A 24,598-nucleotide genomic window follows, 5' to 3' on the forward strand; every position below is an offset into this window, starting at 1 on the left:
TGGCCACAAGGCGTTCATGATCTGGATTCATCCCGGGCCCCATGACGTGCTGAGCACCCCCACTCTTTTTGTCGCTCTCTTCGCCGCGTTTGCCCTGTTCGGCCTGACGCTCGCCGTAGCCAGGCGCTCGCTGCCTGAAAGTCCGGCGCTGGGTATCTGGGCGCGCGGAACCTGGCTGATGATTGCAGGGTTCATCTTGGTCGTGACCCGGGCTGTCGGCCCCGCGTGGCTTGCCATTGTTGGCGGCAATGCGCTGGTGATGGCGGGGCTCTGGTTCAACGCCCACGCGCTTCACCGATTCATCCGGGACCGTGCCGCCCCCAAGTTGCAGTTGGGCCTGCTTCTGCTTGGCGTGGTCGCTGTCGTATCGCTCGTCAATCAGCCCTTGCCGCTTCGCACCGCGGTTGTTTCGCTGTTGATTGCCGCCCAGATTGCACCGATGGCCATCCTCGCGCTGGGCAAGGGGTGGCACGCCGAACCGTCCTTGCGCACGGTCGGCATCACGTTGGCACTGACAGCGGTTGCCTTGGTGGTGCGTGCGCTGCACGCGAGCTTGTCTCCTGAGCAATACGTCGACTTCTTTCAGGGGAGTCTGGGCAACGGCCTCACCTACCTTGCGTCCTACCTTTTTCCGCTGGGCGCGGGCATCGGGTTCATCCTGGCCAACCTCGAGCGCGCGACGCGCAGCATGGCCCTGCTGTCCGGGCGGCTTCAACAGGTGACGCGTGAGCAGCAGGCCATGCTCGATACCGAGTTGATCGGCATCACAAGGCTTCGTGATCGAAAGTCCATGTGGACCAACCGGGCGCTCGAGACCATGTTCGGGTATGAAGCCGGCGAGCTGGCGGGAACACCCTCCCGGCTGCTGTACCTGCATCAAGAGGCGTACGACGCGCTGGGGCGGGAGGCCTACCCCGTCCTGCAGTCGGGGCTGACGTATCGCACCCAGATGCAGATGCGAAAGAAGAATGGCGATCCGATCTGGGTGGACTTGAGCGGTGTCCTGCTGACTGCCGACAAGGGTGAGTCGCTTTGGATGATGCAGGACATCACCGAGCAGAAGCTGCATCAACAGCGCGTCGAACAGATCGCTTTTCATGATGCGCTGACGGGCCTGCCGAACCGCGTGTTGCTGGGCGACCGGATCGGCCAGACCCTGCTGCTGTGCGAGCGACTGAAGTCATGCTGTGCCGTCTGCTTCCTCGACCTGGACGGTTTCAAGGCGGTCAACGACATCAGGGGGCACGACGCCGGCGACCGGCTGATGAAGGAAATCGGCCGCCGACTTCAATCCTGCATTCGGGCCAGCGACACCGCGGCGCGGCTCGGGGGCGATGAATTCGTCCTGCTCCTGTCCCCCGTTGACACGCAAGAAGACTGCGACGAGATCTTGCGCCGCGTCCTGACCTCCATCGCCGAACCGATCTTCCTTGGCGAAGGCCCTCCAGTGACCGTGACGGCCAGCATTGGCGTCGTCACCTATCCCGACGTGCCTGCAGGCGCAGACGAGCTGGTGTCTTATGCGGACCGCGCCATGTACATGGCCAAGCGAGCGGGGCGAAACCAGGTCTGCTATTGGCGATGAAGGCGCAAGCGGCTGGGGAAGTCAGGTTGACGGCCTTGCCTCGGCCTGCCGCACAGCCTCAACGTTGAATGGCCACTTCCCGGAAGCCTGGTAAGCCTGTGCGAAATCCGCTCTGGGTCGACAGCGACCGCTCGAAGCGCTTTCATTGAAGGACCGCGTTCAGCCTAGAGCGGTCGGCGACGGCCCTCGTCCCTCACTCCAGCGCGTACAGCCTGCCGTCCGCGCTGCCGATGTAGACCACCCCGCCGACCACCAGCGGTGTCGAGAAGAAGGAACCCACGCCCTGCTGGCGCTCCGCGCCCAGGGCCGTGGCGTCGTGCCAGCCGGATGGGAACAGCAGCGGCCCGTTGAAGCGCCGGTCGGCCGTCAGCACCCAGCCGCGGTTGGCGCGCGAGGCCTCGGTCTGGAACTCCCACAGCGGCGCGCCGCTGGCCTTGTCGCGGGCCTGCAGCACGCCGTTGAGCACGCCCACCAGCACCACGTCACCGGCGATCGTCAGCGAGCCGAACACATAGGCCTGCAGGTCATGCTCGCGCACCAGCTTGCCGGTGGCGGCGTCCAGCACCTTGTAGAGCGCGGAATCCGAGGTCGCGACGTGGACCTGGCCGGCGCTGACCGCCGGCGAGCTGTTGACCCAGCTGCCGTTGGTGTTGTGCTTCCACAGCTCGCGGCCGGTGGCGGCGTCGACGGCGTAGACATGGCCGTCGCGGCAGCCGCTGTAGACGACACCGCCCACCACGGCCGGCGAGGACTGGAAGCCCTGCTGGTTGTGCATCAGCGGGTCGACACCCGCCTGGAAGGCCCAGACCTGGGCGCCGGTCTTGGCGTCCAGCGCGTAGAGCTTGCCGTCCCAGCCGCCGACATAGACACGCCCGCCGGCATAGGCCGGCGAGGCATGCACGACGTCGCCGGTGCGGTGCTTCCACAGCAGCGCGCCGCTGGCCGCGTCGAGGGCGTAGACATGGCCGTCGCTGCTGCCGAAATAGACCCGGCCGTCGGCCACCAGCGGGCTGGAGAGGTAGACGTCGAAGGGGTCGCCGAAGGTCTGGCTGCGCGGCTGCATGCCGTGCAGGCCGCGCGCCTCGAAGCGGCGCTCGCCCTCGGTGGCGAATTTCCACAGCAGCTCGCCGGTGGCGGCGTTGGCCGCGTAGAGGCGCCCGTCGAAGCTGAGGGCATAGACCCGGCCGGCCGCCACCGCCGGCGTGGAGGCCAGCGGCCCATCGGTGGCCAGCATCCAGCGCTGGCGGCCGCTTGCCGCGTCGACGCTGTAGAGATGGCCGTCGTCGCTGCCGAACAGCAGCGCACCCTCATGCCAGACCGGCGAGGACACGATGCGCTGGCCGGTCGGGAAGCTCCACTTGACCCGCTTGAACTGGCGCGGCGCCTGGGCCTGCAGCACACCGGTGTGGGCGGCATCGCCGCGGTACATGCCTTGGGCCGCGGCCGGCAAAGCGGTTGTCGTGGCCAGCCCGAGGGCGAGCAGGAGATGGCGGCGCTTCATGGCTTGTCTCCCGCTGCGGCGCGGCGCAGCACGATGGCGGCTTCGAACGGCCCCTGCACCACCTGACCCTCGATGCGGTCCGCCGCATGGCGGCCTTCGATGCGGTAGTTGGCCGCGCTGGCCTTGAGGGTCAGGAACTCGCGGCCTTGCACGACATGGTCGATCGCGAGTTCGGTGCGCCGCTTGCCCACCACGACCAGTTCGCCCGCGCCCAGGCCGGCCGGACCGTTGTTGAGCGTCAAGGTGACCTCGCGCGGATAGCCGCCAAGTTCGTAGCGCCCGACCCAGCGCCCGAGCAGGGCGGGGCTCAGCGCGGTGGGCGCCACGGGCAGGTCGACCTGGGGCTCGCCGGTGCGCTGCAGCCGCAGCGGCGCAGTCTGGCCGGCCTGCAGGAATTCACCCGCCAGCGAACCGTCGGCCTGCCAGCGCAGGCGCACCTGCGGCGCCGGGTTGGCGGCGATGTTGAAGGCGGCCGCCAGGCTGAAGCCCAGGCCGGCTTCATCGCTGCCGAGGGCCTGCAGCGGCGCGCCCTTGACGCCGCGCCCCGGCAGGATCACCGAGCCCTGCAGCACCCCGGCCGGCGTGCGCGACAGGTCGACCACCAGCGGCAGCGGCGCGCCGGGAATCTCGGCCGTCCCCTCCCAGCGGCCGCTGGGCTCGGGCGCGGCCTGGGCCCAGCAGGCCGTCGTCAGCAGGGCCGCGAACAGCGGCAAGGCGTTGCGTTTCAAGCGGTGCTCCATCCAACGGGGATGGGCGCACCTTAGCCAGCGCCTGGCCCGACGCCAGACGTCATGGCCGCGAGGCTTCAGGACAGCAGGCGGAACAGCATATTGGGGTGGATGGGCAGGTCCATCAGCCCGGCCACGCCCATCAGCACGCCGAAGAAGGTGGGCAGCAGGGCCACGAAGTACAGCGGCCAGAGCCGGGTCAGCGCCGTCACGGCCAGCAGCGCGATGGCGATGGCGAGCAGGGCGTCGGACAGGTCGAACTGGTCGTCGCGGCGGTTCAGCGTCTCGTAGGCCGTCTGGGCGGCCTCGGCCTGGGCCTTGAGTTCGTCGCGCTTCTTGAGCTGGTCGGCCTGCTTGGCGCGGTAGCCGGCGATAGCCTTGTCGTAGTCGGCCGCCTGGGCTGCCGGGGCACCGCCCTTGGCGAGCTCGAGCTGGGTGGCCGCCTGCTCGGCGACATCGGCACGGATGGTGCGCGCCTGGAAGTAGGCCCAGTAGTCGAGCTTGTCGGCCTGGGCCTGCTGCATGCCCTGCACGATGTTGTCGTCCTTGACCTTGCAGATGCCCATGAAGGTGGCCAGCACCGCCACCGTGATGGCGACCGCGGCGTTCAGGCGCGCGGTTCGCGCCTCCTTGGCAGCTTCGGCGGCTTCGGCGGCCTGGTCGACGAGGTCTTTGGGGTCGAGATCCATGGGGGTGGTGTGTAGTTGGCGGCGGAACTATGCGCGCAGCACGGCCCCCGTCTGTGGCAATCTCACAGCCTTCAGTTCCGCCGCAAGCCGAATGAAAGCCAAGAAACTGTTGCTGCCGCTGCTGTTCGCCCTTGCCGCCGCCGTGCGAGCGGAGCCTGTCACCTTCATGCTGGAGGCGCCCCAGGCCCGCCAGGTCTTGCTTGCGGGCGAGATGACGGACTGGGACAAGCACAAGCAGGCCATGGCCCGGGGCGCCGATGGCATCTGGCGGCTGCGCCTGGACCTGGCGCCTGGCCAATGGCTCTACAAATTCGTCGTCGACGGCCGCTGGGTGCACGACCCGGCCACGGGCCGCGGGCGCGTCGAGACGCACGAAGTGGCCTCGACCGCCTTTGGCAGGCCAGCCAAGGTCAACGTCTATCTGCCGCCGGGCTTCGAGCGCGGCCAGAGCCTGCCCGTGTTGACCCTGTTGCATGGCGGCGGCATGGATGCCGATCAATGGTTGCGCACCGGCCATATCGAACGCTATGCCGACCGCCTCATCGCCAGCAGTCGCGCCAGGCCCTTGGTCATCGTCATGCCCAGCAGCAATGGCCGGCAATACGACGGCCCGGCGGAGCGCTTCATCGTCGACGAACTGCCGGCCTGGCTGAAGCAGCGCTACGGCCTGGCGCCCACGCGCGCGCAGTCGGCCATCGCAGGCATGTCCATGGGCGGCTACGGGTCGGTCAAGCTGCCGCTGGCGGCGCCGCAGCGCTGGGGCTATGCCTATGCACTGGCCGGCTGGTATCCGGACGAGCTGATTGCCGAGGTGAAGCGTGCGGGCCGCATGCCGGTCGAGCTGGTGCTGCGCTGCGGGACCGAGGACGAACTGGTTGCGACCAACCGCGCGCTGCTGGCTGCGTTGCGTGCTCAAGGCGCCAGGCCCGACTATCGCGAAGACCCGGGCGGCCACACCTTCCACTACTGGAGCCAGGTCACCGAGGAGATGCTGCTCGGCGTGGACGCCTATTTCAGGGCCGCCCGCTAGGCTTGCACCACGTTGCGGCCCTGGTTCTTGGCGCGATAGAGCGCCGCATCGGCGCGCGCCAGCACGGCGCCGACGCTGGTGTCGTCCCGCTCGGCCTCGGCGATGCCGAAGCTGGCGCTGAGCGGCCAGTCCTGCTCCAGCCAGCGCAGCGGCGCGATGTCGACGAGGCAGCGCATGCGCTCGGCCACCAGGGCCGCACCGGCGATGTCGGTGTCGGGCAGCAGCACACAGAACTCCTCGCCGCCCAGGCGGCCGAAGCGGTCGACCTCGCGCACGCAGGGTTGCAGCTCGTGCACCATCTGGCGCAGGGCGGCGTCGCCGGCGGCGTGGCCCAGGGTGTCGTTGAGCTGCTTGAAACGGTCCATGTCGATCATGACCAGGGCATAGCCGCGGCCGCGCCTAAGCCAGGCATGGGCCTGCTCCAGGGACTGGTCGAAGGCCCGGCGGTTCAGCGTGTCGGTCAGCGGGTCGCGCTCGAGCAGGCGCTCGATGCGCGTGATCAGCCGCATCAGCACGAGAAAGGCCAGCGTCGCGTTCTGCAGCAGGGCCAGCACCAGCGCCGTCCACAGGAAGGCGAGGTTGAACTCGGTGGGCACCCGCATGTCGGGCGTGCGGCCGGGGTTGACGAAGGTCTCCAGACCGCGCGCCGCCATCAGCGCCGCGATCAGGAAAAGCGGCAGGGCCAGCGGCGCGGGCGTGCGCCGGCCTCCCGCCGAGCGCGCCAGGCTGCGCCAGGCCGTGATGCCGGCCGCCAGCGTCAGCGCGGCACCGACGCCGTTGACGATGCGGGCCTGCCAGCGCAGGTCACCCTCATAAGGCAGGGCCAGCAGCAGCAGGGCCGTGGCCGCCACCACGGCGGCGCCGGGCTTCCAGTTCAAGGCACGCGTCGTGATGCCGGGTACCGCCGCGCCGAGCAGGGCGAAGGAGGTGATGGCCAGCACGTCGCCGGGCCAGTAGGTGAAGGCGTCGGGCAGCACGCCGCGCAGGGCATGCAGGGTCAGCGAGCCCGCCGCCGCCGCGTTCGCGCCGGCCATGGCCAGCGAGGCCCGCGGCGCGATGCGGGCGACGCCGGCCAGCGCGACCCAGACCAGGGTCGCCACCACCGCGACCAGGATGATGCTGGCCAGCAGCGTCTGGGTCTGGGTGGCCGTGATCATGCGGCGGCCATGCCGGCCAGATGCGTCGCCACGCAGACGCGGTTGCGGCCCTCGGCCTTGGCGCGGTAGAGCTCGGCGTCGGCACGCGCCATGCCCACCTCGCCCTGCGGGTCACCGGCCACCGGCAGGGCCACGCCGAAGCTGGCCGACAGCGGCAGCTCCACGTCCTTCCACTTCAGCGGTTGGGCGGCCAGGCTGTGGCGCAGGCGCTCGGCGACGCTGGCTGCGGTGGCCAGGTCGGCCGGCCCGGCCAGCGGCAGCAGGGCGCAGAACTCCTCGCCACCCAGGCGCCCGAGGCAGTCCACCTCGCGCAGGGCGGCCTGCCAGACGCGCACGCAGTGCTGCAGCGCCGCATCGCCGGCTTGGTGGCCATGCTGGTCGTTGATGCGCTTGAAGTGGTCGATGTCGATCATGGCCAGCGCGTAGCCGCGGCCGCGCTGCAGCTGGGCCTGGGCCTCGGTCAGCGCCAGCTCGAAGGCGCGGCGGTTGAGGGCGCCGGTCAGCGGGTCGCGGTAGGTCAGGTGCTGGATGCGCGTGATGAGGCGCCAGATCATCAGCGCGATCAGGCTGAGGGTGATGGCGGCCGTGATGACGAACCACAGCACGGCGCGCGCCGGCGAGGGCAGCTCGCCGCTGAGGAGGTGGTTGTCCCAGCCCGGCTTGAACAGCAGTTCGGCGGCGTGCGCCAGCCCCACGGCCGCCATCGCGGCGAAGGGCAGGGTCATGAAGAGGGTGACGGGGCGCGACAGCTGGTCGCCGATGCCGTTCACGATCTCACGCACGGCCAGCAGGGCAAGCAGGCTTGCGCTGACGGTGCTGGCGAGCTGGGGCGCGAGGCCGGAGCCGCTGGCCAGGCCCAGCGCGATGCCGATGGCGCCGAGGGCGGCGATGCCATTGATGTCGCGCGGGCGCCGGCGGCTGCGCAGCATGCGGCGCAGGGCCATCAGCAGCAGCACGGCACAGGCCAGCAGGCCGAATTCGGGGATGGCCTGTTGCACCAGGGCGGGCCAGCCGGCCATGCAGTCGCCGCAGCCCTGGGAGGCGATGCGCACCAGATGCGCCGCCGCCATCAGCCGGCCTGCGCGGGGCGCGATGCGGAAGGCCTGGGCGAGCGTCAGCCAGGCCAGAGCCGCCATCAGATTGAAGAGGGCGCTGACCTGGAGGACTGTCGGGACGTCGAGGAAATCCATGCAGTGAGGAGTGGGCCAGCGCATCTTCTCCGACCCGCCACAATCGTGGCCATGTCGGCTTGGGTATTGATCACGGGGGGATCGCGTGGCATCGGCGCGGCGACGGCGCTGCGTTGCGCCGAGGCCGGCTGGGACGTGGCCATCAACTACGCCCAGGATAGCGCCGCGGCGCAGGCGCTGGCGGCCAGATTGCACGGACTGGGCCGCCGCGCGCTGACGCTGCAGGCCGACGTGGCCGATGCGGTCCAGGTCGCGGCCATGTTCGAGCAGTTGGACACCGCCGGCGGGCGGCTGGCGGGCCTCGTCAACAACGCCGGCATCGTCGCGCCGGCCGCGCGGCTGGCCGACATGACGCCCGAGCGCTGGCGGCGCCTCTTCGACGTCAACGTGATGGGCACGCTGCTGTGCTGCCAGCAGGCCGCGCGACGCATGAGCACGGCCCAGGGCGGCTCGGGGGGCTGCATCGTCAACCTCAGCTCACGCGCGGCCGAATTCGGCTCGGCCGGCATCTATGTGGATTACGCCGCGACCAAGGGCGCTGTCGACACGCTGACCAAGGGCCTGGGGCGGGAACTCATCGCAGAAGGCATCCGCGTCAACGGTGTGCGCCCCGGCATCATCGAGACCGAGATCCATGCGGCCAGCGGCATGCTGGAGCGCGCCCAAGGCCAGGTGAAGGACATCCCCATCCAGCGCATGGGCCGGCCCGAGGAGATTGCTGCGGCCATCGTCTGGCTGCTGAGCGACGCGTCCAGCTACACGGTGGGCACACTGCTGGACGTGGCGGGCGGCAGGTGAACCGCCCCTCGCCCGCTCTCGCTCGCTGAACGCGGCGAGCCCGGTCGGTCTTGCAGACCGCGCAGCCGACGGAGCGGCTACTCTTCGGCAGGCACGACAAGTCCACCGGACTTGCCGTGTCCGGCCTCAGCCCCCCGGGGGACGACGATGCTTGCGGCGTTGAGCCGCAAGCACATCGCCTGCGGGCCGGCTAGGGGCGGCCCGGCGTTCGCCCCGCACTGCCGTACGCTGCGATCAGCGCTTCTCCACGAGCGTCGACTCCACGCCGCTGTCGTCGCGCAGCCGCGCGGCCGTGGCACGCGCCTCGTCGGCGCTCGGGAAGGGGCCCGCGCGCAGCCGGTGCAGGCCGCCCTCGCGCACGACGGTCAACAGCGGCAGCAGGGTCAGGTCGGCCTCGGCGATGCGCTGGCGCAGGGCTTCGGCGCCATCCAGCTTGGCGAAGGCGCCGAACTGCAGCCAGGCGCCCGCGCCGGTGGTTTCGGCGGGGCCCGTCGTCTCGCGCTGCGGCGCGCCGGGCGGTGTGTCGGGCACGAAGACGGGCGCCGGTTCACCCGTCGGCTTCTGGAAATTGCCGGCGCGGATCTCGGCGTAGGTGATGCGGCGGACCTCCACCGGCGCGACGCCGCGCAGCAGGTCGAGCTTGAGGGCGGCGGTGTAGCTGAGGTCGATGATGCGGCCCTTGTGGAAAGGCCCACGGTCGTTGATGCGCACGATGACCTCGCGGCTGTTGGCCGGGTTGCGTACGCGGGCATAGCTCGGGATGGGCAGCGTGGGATGGGCGGCCGTCATCGCATACATGTTGTAGACCTCGCCGCTGGCGGTGGGCCGGCCGTGGAATTTGCGGCCGTACCAGGAGGCCAGGCCGCGGTCGGCATAGGGCGCGTCGCCGCTGATGGGTTCATAGCGCTCGCCCTGCACTTCATAGGGCTTGTTGGGGCCGCCGCTGCGCACGGCCTCGATGCGCGGCGCGGCGTCGGGCACCTTGGCGAGGTCGGGCGGCGGGTTGGGCAAGGCGCCGTCGCGGTCGATGCCCACGGGTGGCACGCTCGGGCGCGTCGTGGAGCAGCCGCTCTGCAGCGCCAGCAGCAGCAGCGCGAGCAGCATTGAAACAGCCCCAGTATGCTGTGCGCTGTTCCCCCAATGTCGAAGCCATGCCATGAGCAATTTCGTCTTTCCTGCGGCCGAGATTCCTAGCGCCGCCGTGCGCGGCACGGACGCCCGTTACGCGGTCAGCCGCATCTTCTGCGTCGGCCGCAACTATGCCGATCATGCCCGCGAGATGGGTGCGGACCCGACGCGCGAGCCGCCCTTCTATTTCACCAAGCCCGCCAGCGCCTTGGTCTCGTCGATTGCGCCTTCGGGCGCGACGGTGCCCTATCCGACCGAGACCAAGAACTACCACTACGAGATGGAGCTGGTGCTGGCCATCGGCGCGCCGGTCTTCAAGGTCACGCCCGAAGCGGCCGTGGCCGCCATCTGGGGCTATGCCGCGGGCCTGGACATGACGCGCCGCGACCTGCAGGCCGTTGCCAAGGCGGCCGGCAGGCCCTGGGACACGGCCAAGGGCTTCGACCAGTCGGCCATCCTCAGCGAGATCGTGCGCAGGAGCGAAGTCGGCAGCCTCGACAAGGGGGCCATCACGCTGGCCGTCAACGGTGTCGAGAAGCAACGCGGCGACCTGGCCGAGATGATCTGGAACCAGGCCGAGATCGTCTCCAACCTCTCGCATCTCTATCACCTGCATCCCGGCGACCTGATCTACACGGGCACGCCGGCCGGCGTGGGTGCCGTCGTCCCTGGCGATGTGATCGTCGGCCGCATCGAGGGCCTGGGCGAGATCGCGTTGACGGTCGGCCCGGCGGAGTGACGACGATGTTTTCTGCTGAGGAGACGCTGGCGCAGGCGCGCTCGCGCAATATCCACGAGGCGCTGGCCGAGGACATCGGCAAATGCGACTGGACGGCCCTGCTGGTGCCGGCGGGCCGCCGCGTGGCGGCCCAGGTGCGCGTGCGCGAGGCCGCGGTGCTGTGCGGGCGCGACTGGTTCGACGGCGTGTTTGCCGCGCTGGACGCGACCGCGCGCATCGAGTGGCTGTACGACGAGGGCGCGCTGATGGCGGCGGACAGCATCGCCTGCCGCATCGAGGCCGATGGCCGCGCGTTGCTGAGCGCGGAGCGGCCGGCGCTGAACTTCCTGCAGCTGCTGTCGGGCACGGCGACGATCACGCGCGCTCATGTCGACGCGGTGGCGGGCGCCAGCCCCAATGCAGCTGGCTGCGCCATCCTGGACACGCGCAAGACCATCCCCGGCCTGCGCCTGGCGCAGAAGTACGCGGTGCGCGTCGGCGGCGGGCAGAACCAGCGGCTGGCGCTGTATGCCGGCATCCTCATCAAGGAGAACCACATCGCCGCGGCGGGTGGCGTGGGTCAGGCCTTGCGTGCGGCCCAGGCACTGAACGCCGGTGTCGACATCCAGATCGAGGTCGAGACGATTGCCCAGCTGCACGAGGCGCTGGACGCCGGCGCCGTCAGTGTGCTGCTGGACAACTTCAGCGAGGCGCAGATGCGCGAGGCCGTGGCCGTCAATGCCGGCCGTGCGCTGCTGGAAGTCTCGGGCGGCGTGGCCCTGGACCAGCTGCGCTGGATCGCCGCGACCGGCGTGGACCGCATCTCCATCGGCCGGCTGACCAAGGACGTGCGCGCGGTTGACTACTCGATGCGGGTGCTCGGGCCGGTCTAGCGGCGGCGCTTCAGCAAGCCGAGCAGGGCCAGGCCGGTCAGGCCCAGGCTGCCGGGCTCGGGCACGCGGCCTGGCGGCGGCGCCACGGCTTCACCGGCGACCAGGAAAATGTCGCCGAAGCCGCCGGTGTCGCAGGGGCCGACGGAGCCTCCGTTCAGCAGGGCCGGGCCGGAGGTCGGGTCGGGCGCGCCCTTCTTGTCCTTGGTGTTGAAGCAGCCCATCCAGATCTGCACGGACAGCGTGTCATAGCCCTGGTTCTGAAGGGCGAGCAGGTCCAGCGAAGGCAGGTAGTTGATGAACTCGACCTCGTTGGAGGCGCGGTTGGTCTTCACCAGGTCACCGCCGTTCGGGCAGTTGGAGCCGTCCGGCGACGGATAGGACACGGTGGCGTTGACGACGCAGATGGCACCGACGGTGAGGGCGAAGTCCGCCGCGCCGGGCGTCGTGATGCTGTTGCCGTCAAAGGTCTTGGTTGACGAGTGCAGCGATGGATCCTTGAAGATGTCGCTGGGATCGAGGCTCTGGGTCTCGAAGTATTTGTTGCCCAGGTTGCCGTCGGTGTCGCGCACCGTCACCAGCACCCAGATGGGAATGCTGGAGGTGTCGTTCTGCGGGTTGTTGAAGTCGAAGGCGACGGCCATCCGGTGGTAGGCGCCGCCGAAGGTCAGCTTCTGGTTGAGCGCGCCGATGTTGGTGTCCCAGCTGAAGGGCGTGTCACCCGCCAGCCCGCCGTTGTTCGTCGGGTCGTTGCCGTCGCCGGTGAAGAAGTACTTCTTGTTGCCGCCGTTGTTGGTCGAGAAGCCGTTTTCCGACGGATTCAGCTGGTCACCGTTGTTCAGGATGTTGCCGTTGTTGGCCGTGACGACGATGGTGTCGAGCAGGGCGCCCTGGCTGGCGGCGAAGCTGTAGGGGCCGGTGAAGCCCGCGTAGTTCTTGGACGCCAGGTAGTCCAGCACCGTGGTGGAGCAGGACACCACATTGCCAAAGGTGGCGCAGGCGGAGTTGGGCGATGGGTAGCTTGGCGAGTAGACCGGCAGCGGCGTTGCGCTGGCCAGGCCGGCCGGAAGAAGCAGGGCCAGAAGCCACTGCGGACGGGTGCCCCAGAACGTCTTGTTCATGTTCTACCTCTCACGCGAAGCGGTGGCTCCGCGATGAGAAATGAGCATTTATCGGGCCACACCCCCTAAGTTGTTGATTCCGCGACCATTGATTTTTGGGCTGCCATCGATCTGTCAAATGACTCGACAGCCCCGAATGAGGGAGACACCGTTGTCACCCTTCGTGCCCCGAGATGGCAGGGCGGCAGGTGCTGTGCCTCAGGCGTCGAACCAGGGCTCGTGGGCCGGTCTAGCCGAGCAGGTACGAACGCACCTGGACTGCGGTGTCGGCCGGGTGCTGTTGCATGAAGCAGTGGCCGCCGTCGACGGCCCGGGTCGTAATGGCGGGGTTGGATGCCGCCGCCCGCTGCGCACCGGCCTGCACGAAGGGCATGGTGTCGCGGCCGTAGGTGATCAGCGTCGGTGTGCTCACACGCTTCACGGCGGGCCACAGCCCGCGCGGGCCAGAGGCGAAGATGGTCGCTTCCAGTTCCGGCGTGCACTTGAGCGAGACGCTGCCGTCGGCTTCGTCACGTAGCGCATGCGTGACGAAGGCCTGCAGCGCGTCGTCCGTCCAGCCTCTGTAGGTGCCGCGGCCCTGCAGCGCCTTGGCGGCGGCCGCGCGGTCCGGCCACTGGCGCCGGCGGCGCTGCGAGGCACGCGCCAGCGGGTTGAAGCGCGCCACGCCCAGTCGCATGCCCAGCAGCATGGGCGTTGAGAACAGCACCGGGTCCAGCAGCACCGCACGCTGGAAGGGCTGGCCGGGAGTGGCCAGCATCAGCGTCGTCAGCACGCCGCCCAGGCTGTGGCCCAGCGCCAGCCTGGGCACGTCGCCGTAGCGGGCCGCGGCGGCCTGCGCCGACTCCAGCGCCAGCTGCGCGAAGGCGTTCCAGCCAGGGAAACGCGCCATGGCATCGCTGTCGCCGTGGCCGGGCAGGTCGCACAGCCACAGGTCGAAATCGGCTGCCAGCGCGCGCAGCAGGGGCTCGTAGACCCGACCGCAGAAGCCGTTGCCGTGCAGCACATGCAGCAGCGGCTTGCCACTGGCAGGCGTGCACCAGCCGCCCAGCATCACGCCCGCGTTGGACGATTCGTGCGCCCAAGGTTCCAAAATCATCAGTTCAGTTGTCCAGAGTTCTTCGGGCCGAGCGCTGGGCCGCTCCCGAGCCGGCCCGTCTGGCGATGTGCTCGCGGCCCCATGCCGTGAGCATCGCCGTCCCCTCGGGGGACCGGCTGGGCGCGCCTGCGTTCAGCGTGGCGCGACCAGGCGAGGGGCGCCATGTCAAGCGTCGAACCAAGGCTCGTTGGGCAGGTCGTCGAAGACCTTGCGCAGGCCGGCGCTCCAGCCCGTGCGCAGGGCCTGGAAATAGGGGTCGTCGCGCCCGATGCGGTGGGGCGGCTTCATCGCCATCTCGAACTGGTTGGCGCGCAGCATCAGCATGTCGATGGGCAGGCCGACCGACAGATTGGACTGGATGGTCGAGTCGAAGCTGACCAGCGTGCACTTGGCGGCCTCGTCCAGCGCCGTCGTGTCGTAGCGGATGACGCGGTCGATGATGGGCTTGCCGTATTTGCTCTCGCCGATCTGGAAATAGGGCGTGTCTTCCGTGGCCTCGATGAAGTTGCCCTGCGGGTAGACGTGGAAGAGGCGCGGGCCTTCGCCCTTGATCTGGCCGCCGATCAGCATGTTGGCGCCGAAGTCCACGCCGTTGTGCTGGTTGTCGCTGTCGCGGTTGACGATTTCCTTCAGCGTGCGGCCCAGCAGCACGGCGGCGTCGTAAAGGGTGGGCACGTTGAGCAGATGCTCGCCATCGCCATGCAGGCGCTGGTTCAGTACCGAGATGACGGATTGCGTCGTCGCCAGATTGCCCGCGGTCAGGATGGCGATCTCGCGTTGGTGCGGGATCTGGAACTGGTACATCTTGCGGAAGCTCGCGATGTGGTCGACGCCCGCGTTGGTGCGGGTGTCGGACGCGAACAGCAGGCCCGCACGCAGGCGCATGGCGACGCAATAGGTCATGGGGAGGTCCCGGCGAATGAGCTGGAGGCCATGTTACGGCCGCCCTGCGTCGTTGTTGATGCAGGCGGCAGGCAGCCCAGCCCGCGCAGCGCCGCCTCGACGGCCTCGTCCAGCGGCGTGTGCGGCTCGTGGCCCAGGGTGGCGACGAGGTGGGCGTTGTCCATGCGCACCGGTTGCTGCCAGAGGTAGCGCATCTCGCGCATCTCCTTGAAGGTGACGACGAGGAGCGACGCGATATTCAGCAGCCACCAGGGCAGGGCGCCGATGCGCGGCTTGCGGCCATGGCGGGCGGCAACGCGCTGGATGGCCTCGGCCATCTGGCGGCCGGTGGCGTCCCAGTGGCCGGCCATGTGGAAGCTGGCGAAGGCGGGCAGGCTGTCGCGCCGCGCCAGCAGTTCGACCATGGTGCGCGCCACGTCGGGCAGATAGGCCCATTGGTGGCCGACACCGGGTGCGGCGGGGTTGCTGATGCTGGCGACCGCCTTGCCGGGCTTGATGAGGCCCTGCGAGAACCAGTTGTTGCCCGCCCGCGGCCCGAAGAAGTCGCCGGCCCGCACGATGAGGGCGCGCATGCCGCGCTCGCTGGCCGCGCGCAGCCGCGCTTCCATCTCCACGCGGATGGCGCCCTTGCGGGTGACGGGGCGCTGCGGCGAGTCTTCCTGCAGCATCGGGAAGGCGTCGGGGCCGAAGTTGTAGACGGTGCCGGGCAGCACCAGCGTGGCCCGCTGCGCCGTGGCGGCGGCGATAGCGTTGTCCAGCATGGGCAGCACGAGGCGGTCCCAATCGCGGTAGCCGGGCGGGTTGACGGCGTGGACGATGACGCTGCAGCCCTGGGCCGCGCTGGCCACTTCCGAACCGTTCAGCGCGTCGCCACGCAGCCAGTGGATGCCGTCGCGCACCTCGTGGGCCGCGGCCAGACCGCGCTGCAGCGCCTTCACCGTCCAGCCCGCATCGCGCAACTGGCGCGCCACCTCGCCGCCAATGCCGCCGCTCGCGCCGAGCACCAGGGCCGTCTTGTCCTTGCCTTGCATCGCTGTTCTCCAGAAGAAGTTGATGGGGTGGATTCTGGAAACTGGCGGCCCTGTTGAGAATTGCCGAAGATGGTGGTGTGGCTATACATTTATGAATGGCTTCAACCTTGCCCTGGGACTTGCTGCACACCTTTCTCGGCGTGTTGCGCGAGGGCTCGCTGTCCGGCGCCGCACGGCTGCTGGACCTGACCCAGCCCACTGTGGGCCGCCATGTCGCCGCGCTGGAGCAGGCCCTGGGTCAGCCTCTGTTCACCCGTTCGTCCACCGGCCTGCTGCCGACCGAGGCCGCCCTGGCCCTGCGTAGCCATGCCGAGCAGATGGAGGTGGCCGCGGCCGCGCTGCAGCGGGCTGCCACGGCTCGGGGCGACGAGGTCCGGGGCACGGTGCGGGTGACGGCCAGCGAAGTCATCGGCGTGGAAGTGCTGGCCGGCGTCTTCGCCGCGCTGCGCGAGGCCCACCCCGGCCTGGTGCTGGAAATGGCCCTCAGCAACCAGTTGCAGGACCTGCTGCGCCGCGAGGCCGACATCGCGGTGCGCATGACGCCGCCCGAGCAGGGCCAGCTGATCGCGCGCCGCATCGGCAGCATCGAGCTCGGCCTGCATGCGCGGCCCGACTACCTGGATCGCCACGGCCGGCCGGAAAGCTTCGCCGACATGGCGGGCCACACCCTGGTCGGTTTCGACCGCGTGACGCCCTTCATCCGCGCCGGAGCCAAGCGCCTGGGTGGCATCACCCGCGACAGCTTCTCGCTGCGCTGCGACTCCGACCTGGCCCAACTCGCACTGATCCGCGCCGGCGCAGGCATAGGTGCCTGCCAGGTTGCACTGGCGCAGCGCGAGCCGGTGCTGGAACGCGTGCTGGCCGACCAGTTCGGCTGGCCGCTGGAAACCTGGGTCGCCATGCACGAGGACCTGCGCCAGAACACGCCCTGCCGCGTCGTGTTCGATGCCTTGGTGGAAGGCCTGTCGCGCTACGTCGGCGGCTGAAGTTCAGCGGATCGGACTCGAGGCCGGCCAGGACGGCGGCGCGGAAGCGGGCGGGAAGGACGGCGGCGCTACCGAAGGCGGCGACGGCGATGGCGGCAGCACGGGCGGCGGTGCCACCGGTTCCCGCGGGACGCTGGCAGCTTCGGCCGGCGGCGTTGCGGCGGCAGTGGGCTGCGTCGCGGGCTGGCCGCAGGCGACCAGCATCGCCATCACGGTGGCCGTGACCGCCAGCCACGGCCACGGGCTGCGCGTGAGGTTGTCGCTGGGCATGGCGGGCTCCTTGGATGCGGACGTGGTGCCGCAGTCTTGATTGGCGCCGCCAGCCGGCGCAGCGCGCATCGGCAGGCGCCTATCCCTCTGTAGGAGAGCAGGCGGCCCGAGCCGACAGCGGACCGTCGTGCTGGCCGACAAGGGTCAGCAAGAGGCCTGCCTAGGCTTGGAATTCAGTCAACGCCAAGGAGCCGACATGCAGGACGACAGCCGCAAGGACAACGACGTGAGCACCGAAGAAGACCTCAGCGGCCCGGCCGCCGCGCAGAAGATTGCCGACCTCGTCAAGTCCGGCAGCAGCTGCTTCTTCTGCACCTTCGGCATGGGCTCGCAACTGCATGCGCGACCGATGACCGTCATCGAGGTGGACGAGGGCGGCACGCTGTGGTTCTTCACCGAGATCGACAGCCTGAAGAACATCGAGCTGGACCGCGACCCGCGTGTCACGCTGTTCTTCAAGGAAGGTGACAACGGCGGCCATCTCAAGCTTGACGGCGAGGTGGCCCAGGTCACCGACAGGGCCACCATCCACCGGCTCTGGAGCCCCAAGCTGCGCGCCTGGTTCACCGAGGGCGAGGACGATCCGCGCATCTGCGTGCTGCGCGTCGACCCCATCAGCGGCGAGTACTGGGACACCCGCGGTGGCAGCCTGGTTGCCGGCCTCAAGATGCTGTTCGGCGCCATCACGGCGCGGCGCGTCGACGAGGGCGTGCATGGGCAGTTGAAGTTCTGACGACAACGCGTGGGCGGTAGCGCCCGTGACGCCCCTCCCCGTGAAGCTTCGTGACCTACAAATCTGAGGGGCTGCAGGCAAGGATGAAACCACTGCGCGTGTCAGCGCCCTTCGCCGCTTGCCCGGTTCCTGGCCGAGAGGGCTTGCGCCACCTTCTGCTCCCCGAAGGCCTGGGTCACGAAATCCACAAAGGCACGCGTCTTGGCGGGCAGCAGTTTCTGGCTGGCGAAATACAGTGAAAGCGGGCCGACGTCGCTGTGCCAGTCGGGTAGCAGCCGCTCCAACGCACCGCTTTGCAGATGTGGCAGCGCATGCGGCATGGCCACCAAGGCCACGCCCAGACCCAGCAGCGCGGCGGGGCAGAGAGCATCCGGCCCGTTGACGAACATCACGGGCTTGAGCGTCGCAGCCATCTCGGCACCCGTGCCGTTGCGCATGACGTAGTTGCGAGGGCGGCCATGTAAGGGCGAGCGCATCACGATGCCCGCAAGGTTGGCCAGACCCACCGGGTCCTTGGGGCGGCGCTTGCCGCGCAGGAACGCGGGCGACGCGACGGCGACCAGATGCAGCCGTCCCAACTCGCGCGCCACCATGCCCGAAGGCAGGTCAAAGCCACCACCGACGGCGGCGTCAAAGCCCGCGGCGATCAGGTCCAGCGGCCGGTTGTCGAAGGTCCAATCCGGCGTTACCGCGGGGTAGCGCTCCATGAAGGCGGGCATCAGCGGTAGCAAGAAGTCCATGCCTATGCCCGGCGGCGCGTTGAGTTTGAGCACGCCGGCCGGCTGCCCGGCGTTGACGGTGATGTCCGCGATGGCGCCCTGGATGCTGTCCAGCCCACCTCGTACCGATGCCAGGAAACGCTCGCCCGCCTCGCTCAACGTCAGCCCGCGTGTGCTGCGCTGGAACAGTYTGACACCGAGATTGCGTTCCAGCTGTGCCACGTTGCGGCTGATGGCCGCGGGCGTCAGCGCCAGCCGGCGTGCCGCCGACGAGAAGCTGCCCGTCTCGGCGCTACGCACGAAGGACTCCAGGTTGGCCAGGGTTTCCATGCCGGTATCTCAACGAATACTTGAAACTGATTCTAGTCGGCTACAACTATCGGTGAATTGGTGAGGTGCCTAGAGTTCATCCCGGCAACGCAAATCCTCAACATCACCTGAAAGCCAGCTCATGAACATTTCCATCATCGGCGCCGGTGCCATCGGCTCCGTCATCGCTCGCCAACTCGCCCGTAACGGCATCGCCGCCTCCATTGCCAACAGTCGCGGCCCGCAGTCGTTGAAGGCGCTGACCGACGAACTGGGTCCTCAGATCAAGGCCGTCAGCGTGAGGGAAGCCGCCCAGGCCGACCTCGTGTTCGTGGCCGTCAACTGGCAGCGCCTGCCCGATGCACTCAAAGACCTCGGCCCCTGGAACGGTCGCATCGTCGTGGACACCAACAATGCGGTTCAAGTCCCGTCCTACCAAGCCGTGGACCTGGGCGGGCTAGCCTCTAGCGAAGCGGTGGCGGCGCTGGTGCCCGGTGCACGCGTGGTCAAGGCATTCAACCATCTGCCGGCCGCCGTGTTGGGCACCAACCCGCAAGCCGACGGTGGCCGCCGCGTGCTGTTCGTGTCGGGCCCAGATGCCGATGCGAAGAAGGCCGTGGCCGATCTGGCCGCGCGGCTGGGCTTCGCGCCCATAGACCTTGGCGGTGTGAACGAGGGCAGGCTGGTGCAATTCCCTGGCGGCCCGCTAACCATCCTGAACCTGGTGAAGCTCGGCTGACCGCCGAGACATCTCCAAATGCCAAGGTGCCTTTACGGTACACCCAACAAAAAAGCACTTGGCTGTGAAGCTAAGTGCTTGATTCGCTGGTGCGCCCGGTTGGGATCGAACCAACAACCCCTGCCTTCGGAGGGCAGTACTCTATCCATTGAGCTACGGGCGCGAAGCCGCCCATTCTAGCAGCCGGGGTCGGCGCCCCTGGGGCGGGGCTGGGGCCTGCCTATAATTCGGCGGTTTTTCGTGTCGCGCAGCCAGCCGACATGAGCACAAGCAGACAGCCCGACGCAGATCGACAAGAGGATTTCATGAGCGCCAGCCACGATCACGACCACGACGACGCCCACACGGGGCCGATCAAGACCCCCCAGCAACTGGCCTGGGCCGTGCTGTTCGCCTTCGTGGTGCCGGTCATCGTCATCATCCTGTTGGCCAACTATGTGACCACCGACACCAAGCCGGCCGCTGGCACGGCTGCCTTCGAAGCCCAGGCCGTCGCCGCGCGCATCGCGCCTGTGGCCCATGTCGAGGTCAAGGACGTCAACGACGCCGCCACGATGAAGTCGGGCGAACAGGTCTTCCAGGCCCAGTGCTCGGCCTGCCACGCCACCGGCGCGGCCGGCGCTCCCAAGCTGGGCGACGCCTCGGCCTGGGGCCCGCGCATCAAGAGCGGCTTCGACGCGCTGGTGCATTCGGCCCTCAAGGGCAAGGGCAATATGGGCCCGCAGGGTGGCGGCGACTTCAGCGACTTCGAAGTTGCCCGCGCCGTGGCCTATATGGCCAACAACGGTGGCGCCAAGTTCGACGAGCCCAAGATGCCGGCACCGGCCGCCTCGGCCGCGCAGTAAAGCTCTGGCTTGATTCCCGCAAAGGGCTGCTTCGGCAGCCCTTGTCGTTTCTGGCTCAGGCTGGATCAGGCATCGGCCGTCGCACGAAGCCGAAGCGTTGCGGCAGCTCGCTCGACAGGCATTCCTGCGGCGCCCAGCGCCCCTGTTCGACGGCATCGGCCGCCGGGCCCATGTCGGCGGTATGCACCAGGCCCAGGCCGAGGTCCGCGAGCAGGTAGAGGCGCCCGGCCTCGTCCAGCCAGCTCGACTGCACGGAGGCTTCGGTGCCGGTGTGGCCGAGCACGCGGCCATCGGGCTGCAGGCGCCAGACCCAGGGCGTGGATTCCAGCTCCACATAGACGCGCTGCGGGCCGTTCTGGAAGAACCAGCAGCCAGCCTCGTCCGAGGCGTAATTGCGCTCGATGAAGGCACGCAGCTTGTCGTGGTTGATGCGGCTGCCCTTGACCTCGGGAAAGGGCCCGGCGTGCTGGATGCGCTCGTCGCGCATATACCAGTCGCCGCGCGCGTCCAGGGCCAGCCAGCCGTAGCAGTGCGGGACGTTGGGCCACTTCTTCAGGGCCGCTTCGACGATGGGGTCCATCAGCGGTGCCTCCAGAGCCAGTCGCAGACCTGCTCGGGCATGGTCAGCAGATGGCCCGGCAGCCGCCCGGCCGGGAAGCCGACGTGGCCGCCATGGCCGGGTTGCCAGAGTGTCACATGGGCGCCCACTTCAGCGGCATGCGGCAGGCTGTGGCCGGGCACGAAGGGGTCGTTGCGCGCGTTCAGCACCAGGGCCGGGATGCGGATGCGGTGCAGATGCGGTTTGGCCGCCGCGCGGGCCCAGTAATCCTCGGTGTTCCTGAAGCCGTGCAGTGGCGCGGTGAAGAGGTTGTCGAACTCGTAGATGGTCGACGCGCGCTGGAGCCGCTCGCCGTCGAACAGCCCCGGGTGCTGCTGCAGCTTTCGCAGGGCCTTCGGGATCATGGTGCGCAGGAAACGGCGCGCATAGACCTGCTTGTTGAAGCCGCGGTCGATGGCCGCTCCGGCGGCGGCCAGGTCGATGGGCGAGCAGATCGAGCTGACGGCCTGGGCAATGTGGGCCGCGCTGTGGCCGGCCTCCTCGGCCCAGCGCATCAGCGCATTGCCGCCCAGGGACACGCCGGCGACGAGCAGGGGCCGGCCATGGCGCTCGCGCAGGCGCTGCAATATCCAGCCCACCTCCTCGTAGTCGCCCGAGTGGTAGGCGCGCGGGCCGCGGTTCAGCTCGCCCGAGCAGCCGCGGAAGTGGGGCAGGGCCATGGCCCAGCCGCGCGCGCGTGCGGCGCTGGCGAAGGCGACGCTGGAATGGCTGCTGCGGTCGCCCTCCAGGCCGTGGAACAACACGAACAGGGGAGCGTTCTCCGGCGCATCGGCCAGGAAGTCGACATCAATGAAATCACCGTCCGGCGTGTCCCAGCGCTCGCGCGTCCAGTCGGGCGGCGGGCCGTCGTGCTGGCGGCTGAAGAGGGCGGGCCAGATGGTCTGGGCATGGCCGCCGGGAAGCCAGCGAGGCGCTCGGTACTGCATGGCGCCGAAGTCCTAGTGCAGGGTGCCGGCGTCAGCCACCAGTTCCTGCACGTCGCCCGCATTGCCGGGGCTGGCGTGGTGCAGCACCAGGCGCCAGCCGAGCGCCGTCTTCAGATAGACATTGGTCGCGATGACCCAGGACTGCTGGGCTTCACCATGCAGTTGCACGCGCTCCAGCACATGGTGGATGGCGCAGTCGCCGCTGTGCAGGCGGCGCACGCGCTCCGGGTGGACGCTGACGGCGCCACGCTGGAACACGGCCTCGAAGGCGGCGCGGATGGCGGGCAGGCCGACGATGCGCGGGCCGCCGGGATGGACGCAGGCCACTTCCTCGTCATCGGCCCACAGGGCCATCAGATGGTCGAGGTCGGCGTGCTGCAGGGCCTCGTAGAACTGGGCCTCGGTGTCGTCGGGCGAAGCGAGCAGGGCGGCGGTCTGGGCGGCGGAGCGGGGCATCATTCCATTGTAGGTAGAGCGCCTTGACGAAAGCGCGCCGGCGCCGCCACCGCGGCGTAGCATCGCCACGCCTTGCCGCGGGCGCGGCATCGACGGTTCAGCGCAGGAGGGGCTCATGGGCTATCACCTCGAAGGTCGGCTGCTGGAGGTCTGCAATTGCAAGGTGCTCTGTCCTTGCTGGATCGGCGAGGACCCCGACAACGGGACCTGCGACACCATCGTGTCGTGGCGCATCGACAAGGGCGTCATCGAGGGCACCGACGTCTCGGGCCTGACCATCGCCGCCGTGGCCCATGTGCCCGGCAACATCCTGCAGGGCAACTGGACGGCCGCCATCTTTGTGGATGCCAAGGCCAGCGCGGCGCAGGAGCAGGCGCTGCTCAAGGTCTATACCGGCCAGGCGGGCGGGCCGGTGGCCGATCTGGCCAAGCTGATCGGCACCGTCGTGTCGGTCGAGCGCGCCGACATCCGCTTCGACGTGCAAGGCGGCAAKGGCACGCTGGAGATCGGTAACGACTACTACGCCGAGCTGGAGCCCTACCTCGGCGCCACCGGTGGCCAGACGACGCTGTCGGACACGGTGTTCTCGACGGTGCCGGGCGCGCCTGTCTTCGTCGGCAAGGCGCCGCGCTACCGCTCGAAGAACGCCGCGCTCGGCATCGACATCGACCTCAAGGGCCACAACGCCCTCCAGAGCATCTTCGTATTCGATGCTTGAAGCGTTGGCCGGCGGCCGTGATGGCCGCGCGGCACGCCATCGCCGCGCCTTCCTGCCGGTATTTGCGGCGCTGGTGCTGCTGGCCTGGGCGCTGCTGTGGGCCTGGAGCCTGAGTCCCCATGCGCGCTACCTCGATCACGGTGGTTGGACTGGGCCGCTGGCGGCGCTGTGCCGCACGCTGCCCGGTGGCGGCTGGTGGCTGCCCTCAGCGCTGGCGGCGCTGGCCTGGCTGCTGATGTGCATCGCCATGATGCTGCCGACGACGCTGCCGCTGTTCGACGTGTTCGAGCGCGTCACGGCCGGCCGCAGTGACCAGGGCCGGTTGCTGGGCCTGCTGGGCGCGGGCTATCTGACTGTCTGGGGCTTGTTCGGTGTGCTGGCCCATGGGGCCCATGAGGCCTTGCTGGCTGGCGTGAGTGGCGTGCCCTGGCTGGCCGACCGGGCCGCGTGGATAGGCGTGGCCACGCTGGCGGGGGCCGGGGCCTTCCAGTTCTCGGCGCTGAAATACCGCTGCCTGGAGCAATGCCGCACGCCGCTGAGCTTTGTCATGGCCCATTGGCGCGGCCGCCGCCCGCACTGGCAGGCCTGGCGGCTGGGCGCCAGCCATGGGCTGTTCTGCATCGGCTGCTGCTGGGCGCTGATGCTGCTGATGTTCGTCGTCGGCATGGGCCACCTGGGCTGGATGCTGGTGCTGGCCGCCGTGATGGCCGCCGAGAAGAACCTGGCTGGCGGGCGCCGGCTCAGCGCGCCGCTGGGCTGGGCCTTGCTGGCGGCGGCCGCGTTGCTGGCGCTGTGGGGCCGTGGGCCGTGACGCGCGGCCGCCTGCTGCTGCTTTGCACCTTGGCGATGGGGGCCTTCGCGGCCAATTCGTTGCTGTGTCGGCTGGCCTTGCAGCAGGGCAGCATCGACCCGGCCAGCTTCGCGACGCTGCGCGTGGCCACCGGCGTGGCCGTGCTGCTGCTGCTGGCCCGCCGGCGTGTGACGGCCCAGCCTCCCGACTGGCTGGCCGCCGTGATGCTGTGGCTCTATATGGCGGGCTTCGCCTTCGCCTATGTCAGCCTGTCGGCCGGCAGCGGCGCGCTGATCCTGTTTGCCACCGTGCAGCTGACGATGTTCAGCGCCGGCCTGCGCGCCGGCGAGCGCTTTGCCGCCGGTGGCTGGGCCGGCCTGGTGCTGGCCCTCGGCGGCCTGGTCTATCTGGTCGCGCCGGGGCTGGAGGCGCCGCCGCCCCTGGGTGCGGCCCTGATGGCGCTGGCCGGCCTCGGCTGGGGCGTCTATTCGCTGCGCGGCCGCGGCAAGACCGACGCGCTGGCGGCCACGGCGGGCAATTTCCTGCGTGCCCTGCCGCTGTGCCTGCTGCTGAGCCTGTGCCTGTGGGGCAGCTGGCAAGTGCAGCCGCGTGGTGCGCTGCTGGCCATGGCCTCGGGGGGCGTGACCTCGGGCCTGGGCTATGTGATCTGGTACGCGGCCCTGCCGGGGCTCACGGCCATGCGCGCCGCCACCTTGCAGCTGTCGGTGCCGCCGCTGGCGGCGCTCGGTGGCGTGCTGCTGCTGGGCGAGGCGCTGACGGCGCGGCTGCTGTGGGCCTCCTGCGCCATCCTGGGCGGCATCGCCCTGGTGCTGCTGAGCCGCGCACGCAAGTCCTAGGGGCGCGTGAAAACTACCCGCGCCGGGTGATCTTGGCACCCTGGGCGTGGGCGCTACATTGCCGCC

The 24,598-nt window shown here is 69.3% G+C and carries 27 protein-coding genes and 1 tRNA gene; 12 read left to right on the forward strand and 16 right to left on the reverse strand.

What is annotated here, in order from left to right; genetic code table 11:
• The first annotated feature begins 16 nt into the window (after nt 1-16).
• Entirely contained in the window at nt 17-1,585 is a 1,569-nt protein-coding gene (locus AC1DW3_RS00425) for a diguanylate cyclase domain-containing protein (RefSeq protein WP_477927585.1), read from the forward strand.
• Nucleotides 1,586-1,778: 193 nt separating this feature from the next.
• Here the strand turns inward: AC1DW3_RS00425 and AC1DW3_RS00430 are convergent, their stop codons facing one another.
• From AC1DW3_RS00430 to AC1DW3_RS00440, 3 genes are all read right to left on the reverse strand, one after another.
• A complete protein-coding gene (locus tag AC1DW3_RS00430) occupies nt 1,779-3,086 on the reverse strand; it encodes an outer membrane protein assembly factor BamB family protein (RefSeq protein ID WP_477927588.1) in 1,308 nt (435 codons plus the stop codon).
• Nucleotides 3,083-3,814, reverse strand: a complete 732-nt coding sequence (locus AC1DW3_RS00435) for a hypothetical protein (protein WP_477927590.1) — start codon at nt 3,812-3,814, stop codon at nt 3,083-3,085. The genes AC1DW3_RS00430 and AC1DW3_RS00435 overlap by 4 nt, the downstream gene beginning before the upstream one ends.
• Before the next feature lie 77 nt (nt 3,815-3,891).
• Nucleotides 3,892-4,503: a DUF4337 domain-containing protein gene (locus AC1DW3_RS00440; protein WP_477927592.1), complete on the reverse strand. Its 612-nt coding sequence runs from the start codon at nt 4,501-4,503 to the stop codon at nt 3,892-3,894.
• 91 nt (nt 4,504-4,594) lie between these two features.
• Between AC1DW3_RS00440 and AC1DW3_RS00445 the strand changes: the two genes are divergently transcribed.
• Nucleotides 4,595-5,533, forward strand: a complete 939-nt coding sequence (locus tag AC1DW3_RS00445) for an alpha/beta hydrolase (RefSeq protein WP_477927594.1) — start codon at nt 4,595-4,597, stop codon at nt 5,531-5,533.
• On the opposite strand, the gene AC1DW3_RS00450 is transcribed toward AC1DW3_RS00445, so the two are convergent.
• Together AC1DW3_RS00450 and AC1DW3_RS00455 are read right to left on the reverse strand one after the other, a co-directional pair.
• Nucleotides 5,530-6,690 (reverse strand): GGDEF domain-containing protein, encoded by a 1,161-nt coding sequence (locus AC1DW3_RS00450; protein ID WP_477927596.1) that lies wholly within the window; start codon nt 6,688-6,690, stop codon nt 5,530-5,532. The two genes, AC1DW3_RS00445 and AC1DW3_RS00450, sit on opposite strands and share 4 nt — an antisense overlap.
• Nucleotides 6,687-7,880 carry a GGDEF domain-containing protein gene (locus AC1DW3_RS00455; RefSeq protein WP_477927598.1) on the reverse strand — a complete coding sequence of 398 codons (1,194 nt, stop codon included), beginning with the start codon at nt 7,878-7,880 and terminating at the stop codon, nt 6,687-6,689. Before AC1DW3_RS00455 ends, AC1DW3_RS00450 begins: the two co-directional genes overlap by 4 nt.
• Before the next feature lie 51 nt (nt 7,881-7,931).
• On the opposite strand from AC1DW3_RS00455, the gene AC1DW3_RS00460 reads away from it, so the two are divergent.
• Entirely contained in the window at nt 7,932-8,678 is a 747-nt protein-coding gene (locus tag AC1DW3_RS00460) for an SDR family oxidoreductase (RefSeq protein ID WP_477927600.1), read from the forward strand.
• Nucleotides 8,679-8,912: 234 nt separating this feature from the next.
• On the opposite strand, the gene AC1DW3_RS00465 is transcribed toward AC1DW3_RS00460, so the two are convergent.
• A complete protein-coding gene (locus AC1DW3_RS00465) occupies nt 8,913-9,782 on the reverse strand; it encodes a septal ring lytic transglycosylase RlpA family protein (protein WP_477927602.1) in 870 nt (289 codons plus the stop codon).
• A 52-nt stretch (nt 9,783-9,834) separates the two neighbouring features.
• Here AC1DW3_RS00465 and AC1DW3_RS00470 point away from each other — a divergent pair, with 52 nt between their 5' ends.
• Both AC1DW3_RS00470 and nadC read left to right on the forward strand, forming a co-directional pair.
• Nucleotides 9,835-10,545, forward strand: a complete 711-nt coding sequence (locus AC1DW3_RS00470; RefSeq protein ID WP_477927604.1) for a fumarylacetoacetate hydrolase family protein — start codon at nt 9,835-9,837, stop codon at nt 10,543-10,545.
• A gap of 5 nt (nt 10,546-10,550) precedes the next feature.
• A complete protein-coding gene (nadC, locus tag AC1DW3_RS00475; RefSeq protein WP_477927606.1) occupies nt 10,551-11,417 on the forward strand; it encodes a carboxylating nicotinate-nucleotide diphosphorylase in 867 nt (288 codons plus the stop codon).
• Here the strand turns inward: nadC and AC1DW3_RS00480 are convergent.
• The 4 genes from AC1DW3_RS00480 to AC1DW3_RS00495 form a co-directional block, all read right to left on the reverse strand.
• On the reverse strand, nt 11,414-12,535 hold the full coding sequence (locus tag AC1DW3_RS00480; protein ID WP_477927608.1) for a PEP-CTERM sorting domain-containing protein: 1,122 nt from the start codon (nt 12,533-12,535) through the stop codon (nt 11,414-11,416). The genes nadC and AC1DW3_RS00480 overlap by 4 nt on opposite strands.
• Nucleotides 12,536-12,764: 229 nt before the next feature.
• On the reverse strand, nt 12,765-13,631 hold the full coding sequence (locus AC1DW3_RS00485; RefSeq protein WP_477927610.1) for an alpha/beta fold hydrolase: 867 nt from the start codon (nt 13,629-13,631) through the stop codon (nt 12,765-12,767).
• Between the two features lie 165 nt (nt 13,632-13,796).
• On the reverse strand, nt 13,797-14,534 hold the full coding sequence (locus AC1DW3_RS00490; RefSeq protein WP_477927612.1) for a proteasome-type protease: 738 nt from the start codon (nt 14,532-14,534) through the stop codon (nt 13,797-13,799).
• Entirely contained in the window at nt 14,531-15,565 is a 1,035-nt protein-coding gene (locus AC1DW3_RS00495; RefSeq protein WP_477927614.1) for an NAD-dependent epimerase/dehydratase family protein, read from the reverse strand. Before AC1DW3_RS00495 ends, AC1DW3_RS00490 begins: the two co-directional genes overlap by 4 nt.
• 95 nt (nt 15,566-15,660) lie before the next feature.
• Here AC1DW3_RS00495 and AC1DW3_RS00500 point away from each other — a divergent pair, with 95 nt between their 5' ends.
• The gene (locus AC1DW3_RS00500; RefSeq protein WP_477927615.1) at nt 15,661-16,551 is read left to right on the forward strand and encodes a LysR family transcriptional regulator; all 891 of its coding nucleotides are present in this window, start codon (nt 15,661-15,663) and stop codon (nt 16,549-16,551) included.
• 3 nt (nt 16,552-16,554) lie between these two features.
• On the opposite strand, the gene AC1DW3_RS00505 is transcribed toward AC1DW3_RS00500, so the two are convergent.
• Complete coding sequence (locus AC1DW3_RS00505; protein ID WP_477927617.1) at nt 16,555-16,821, reverse strand: hypothetical protein; 267 nt, start codon at nt 16,819-16,821, stop codon at nt 16,555-16,557.
• A 196-nt stretch (nt 16,822-17,017) separates the two neighbouring features.
• On the opposite strand from AC1DW3_RS00505, the gene AC1DW3_RS00510 reads away from it, so the two are divergent.
• Nucleotides 17,018-17,554 (forward strand): pyridoxamine 5'-phosphate oxidase family protein, encoded by a 537-nt coding sequence (locus AC1DW3_RS00510; RefSeq protein WP_477927619.1) that lies wholly within the window; start codon nt 17,018-17,020, stop codon nt 17,552-17,554.
• A 101-nt stretch (nt 17,555-17,655) separates the two neighbouring features.
• Here the strand turns inward: AC1DW3_RS00510 and AC1DW3_RS00515 are convergent, their stop codons facing one another.
• A complete protein-coding gene (locus AC1DW3_RS00515) occupies nt 17,656-18,603 on the reverse strand; it encodes a LysR substrate-binding domain-containing protein (RefSeq protein WP_477927621.1) in 948 nt (315 codons plus the stop codon).
• A gap of 121 nt (nt 18,604-18,724) precedes the next feature.
• Between AC1DW3_RS00515 and AC1DW3_RS00520 the strand changes: the two genes are divergently transcribed.
• Nucleotides 18,725-19,321: an NADPH-dependent F420 reductase gene (locus AC1DW3_RS00520; protein WP_477927623.1), complete on the forward strand. Its 597-nt coding sequence runs from the start codon at nt 18,725-18,727 to the stop codon at nt 19,319-19,321.
• 87 nt (nt 19,322-19,408) lie between these two features.
• On the opposite strand, the gene AC1DW3_RS00525 is transcribed toward AC1DW3_RS00520, so the two are convergent.
• Nucleotides 19,409-19,484: transfer RNA gene (locus AC1DW3_RS00525), tRNA-Arg, on the reverse strand.
• Nucleotides 19,485-19,626: 142 nt separating this feature from the next.
• Here AC1DW3_RS00525 and AC1DW3_RS00530 point away from each other — a divergent pair.
• Nucleotides 19,627-20,166 carry a c-type cytochrome gene (locus AC1DW3_RS00530; RefSeq protein WP_477927625.1) on the forward strand — a complete coding sequence of 180 codons (540 nt, stop codon included), beginning with the start codon at nt 19,627-19,629 and terminating at the stop codon, nt 20,164-20,166.
• Nucleotides 20,167-20,221: 55 nt separating this feature from the next.
• Here AC1DW3_RS00530 and AC1DW3_RS00535 read toward each other — a convergent pair whose 3' ends face one another.
• Genes AC1DW3_RS00535 through AC1DW3_RS00545 form a run of 3 tightly spaced genes read right to left on the reverse strand, consistent with a single transcriptional unit; the run spans nt 20,222 to nt 22,167 of the window.
• Complete coding sequence (locus AC1DW3_RS00535) at nt 20,222-20,746, reverse strand: DUF2946 family protein (RefSeq protein ID WP_477927627.1); 525 nt, start codon at nt 20,744-20,746, stop codon at nt 20,222-20,224.
• Entirely contained in the window at nt 20,746-21,711 is a 966-nt protein-coding gene (locus AC1DW3_RS00540; protein ID WP_477927629.1) for a YheT family hydrolase, read from the reverse strand. Before AC1DW3_RS00540 ends, AC1DW3_RS00535 begins: the two co-directional genes overlap by 1 nt.
• 12 nt (nt 21,712-21,723) lie before the next feature.
• Nucleotides 21,724-22,167 carry a YybH family protein gene (locus AC1DW3_RS00545; RefSeq protein WP_477927631.1) on the reverse strand — a complete coding sequence of 148 codons (444 nt, stop codon included), beginning with the start codon at nt 22,165-22,167 and terminating at the stop codon, nt 21,724-21,726.
• Nucleotides 22,168-22,282: 115 nt separating this feature from the next.
• Here AC1DW3_RS00545 and AC1DW3_RS00550 point away from each other — a divergent pair, with 115 nt between their 5' ends.
• The 3 genes from AC1DW3_RS00550 to AC1DW3_RS00560 are packed head-to-tail and all read left to right on the forward strand — an operon-like array spanning nt 22,283 to nt 24,532.
• Nucleotides 22,283-22,885: a DUF1326 domain-containing protein gene (locus AC1DW3_RS00550; protein WP_477927633.1), complete on the forward strand. Its 603-nt coding sequence runs from the start codon at nt 22,283-22,285 to the stop codon at nt 22,883-22,885.
• Complete coding sequence (locus tag AC1DW3_RS00555) at nt 22,878-23,696, forward strand: DUF2182 domain-containing protein (protein ID WP_477927634.1); 819 nt, start codon at nt 22,878-22,880, stop codon at nt 23,694-23,696. Before AC1DW3_RS00550 ends, AC1DW3_RS00555 begins: the two co-directional genes overlap by 8 nt.
• Nucleotides 23,697-23,731: 35 nt before the next feature.
• Nucleotides 23,732-24,532, forward strand: a complete 801-nt coding sequence (locus AC1DW3_RS00560) for a DMT family transporter (protein ID WP_477928040.1) — start codon at nt 23,732-23,734, stop codon at nt 24,530-24,532.
• Nucleotides 24,533-24,598 lie beyond the last annotated feature (66 nt).

The organism is Roseateles sp. P2_H4 (genome assembly GCF_056403315.1).

Excerpts from the sequence above, each read along its gene's own strand:
- AC1DW3_RS00490 (WP_477927612.1), bottom strand. The coding sequence starts at position 14,534 with ATGACCTATTGCGTCGCCATGCGCCTGCGTGCGGGCCTGCTGTTCGCG.
- AC1DW3_RS00500 (WP_477927615.1), top strand. The coding sequence starts at position 15,661 with ATGGCTTCAACCTTGCCCTGGGACTTGCTGCACACCTTTCTCGGCGTG.
- AC1DW3_RS00555 (WP_477927634.1), top strand. The coding sequence starts at position 22,878 with ATGCTTGAAGCGTTGGCCGGCGGCCGTGATGGCCGCGCGGCACGCCAT.
- AC1DW3_RS00485 (WP_477927610.1), bottom strand. The coding sequence starts at position 13,631 with ATGATTTTGGAACCTTGGGCGCACGAATCGTCCAACGCGGGCGTGATG.
- AC1DW3_RS00540 (WP_477927629.1), bottom strand. The coding sequence starts at position 21,711 with ATGCAGTACCGAGCGCCTCGCTGGCTTCCCGGCGGCCATGCCCAGACC.
- AC1DW3_RS00445 (WP_477927594.1), top strand. The coding sequence starts at position 4,595 with ATGAAAGCCAAGAAACTGTTGCTGCCGCTGCTGTTCGCCCTTGCCGCC.
- AC1DW3_RS00520 (WP_477927623.1), top strand. The coding sequence starts at position 18,725 with ATGAACATTTCCATCATCGGCGCCGGTGCCATCGGCTCCGTCATCGCT.
- AC1DW3_RS00480 (WP_477927608.1), bottom strand. The coding sequence starts at position 12,535 with ATGAACAAGACGTTCTGGGGCACCCGTCCGCAGTGGCTTCTGGCCCTG.
- AC1DW3_RS00460 (WP_477927600.1), top strand. The coding sequence starts at position 7,932 with ATGTCGGCTTGGGTATTGATCACGGGGGGATCGCGTGGCATCGGCGCG.
- AC1DW3_RS00450 (WP_477927596.1), bottom strand. The coding sequence starts at position 6,690 with ATGATCACGGCCACCCAGACCCAGACGCTGCTGGCCAGCATCATCCTG.
- AC1DW3_RS00440 (WP_477927592.1), bottom strand. The coding sequence starts at position 4,503 with ATGGATCTCGACCCCAAAGACCTCGTCGACCAGGCCGCCGAAGCCGCC.
- AC1DW3_RS00430 (WP_477927588.1), bottom strand. The coding sequence starts at position 3,086 with ATGAAGCGCCGCCATCTCCTGCTCGCCCTCGGGCTGGCCACGACAACC.
- AC1DW3_RS00510 (WP_477927619.1), top strand. The coding sequence starts at position 17,018 with ATGCAGGACGACAGCCGCAAGGACAACGACGTGAGCACCGAAGAAGAC.
- AC1DW3_RS00545 (WP_477927631.1), bottom strand. The coding sequence starts at position 22,167 with ATGCCCCGCTCCGCCGCCCAGACCGCCGCCCTGCTCGCTTCGCCCGAC.
- AC1DW3_RS00495 (WP_477927614.1), bottom strand. The coding sequence starts at position 15,565 with ATGCAAGGCAAGGACAAGACGGCCCTGGTGCTCGGCGCGAGCGGCGGC.
- AC1DW3_RS00505 (WP_477927617.1), bottom strand. The coding sequence starts at position 16,821 with ATGCCCAGCGACAACCTCACGCGCAGCCCGTGGCCGTGGCTGGCGGTC.
- AC1DW3_RS00425 (WP_477927585.1), top strand. The coding sequence starts at position 17 with ATGATCTGGATTCATCCCGGGCCCCATGACGTGCTGAGCACCCCCACT.
- AC1DW3_RS00465 (WP_477927602.1), bottom strand. The coding sequence starts at position 9,782 with ATGCTGCTCGCGCTGCTGCTGCTGGCGCTGCAGAGCGGCTGCTCCACG.
- nadC (WP_477927606.1), top strand. The coding sequence starts at position 10,551 with ATGTTTTCTGCTGAGGAGACGCTGGCGCAGGCGCGCTCGCGCAATATC.
- AC1DW3_RS00530 (WP_477927625.1), top strand. The coding sequence starts at position 19,627 with ATGAGCGCCAGCCACGATCACGACCACGACGACGCCCACACGGGGCCG.
- AC1DW3_RS00455 (WP_477927598.1), bottom strand. The coding sequence starts at position 7,880 with ATGGATTTCCTCGACGTCCCGACAGTCCTCCAGGTCAGCGCCCTCTTC.
- AC1DW3_RS00535 (WP_477927627.1), bottom strand. The coding sequence starts at position 20,746 with ATGGACCCCATCGTCGAAGCGGCCCTGAAGAAGTGGCCCAACGTCCCG.
- AC1DW3_RS00560 (WP_477928040.1), top strand. The coding sequence starts at position 23,732 with ATGGGGGCCTTCGCGGCCAATTCGTTGCTGTGTCGGCTGGCCTTGCAG.
- AC1DW3_RS00470 (WP_477927604.1), top strand. The coding sequence starts at position 9,835 with ATGAGCAATTTCGTCTTTCCTGCGGCCGAGATTCCTAGCGCCGCCGTG.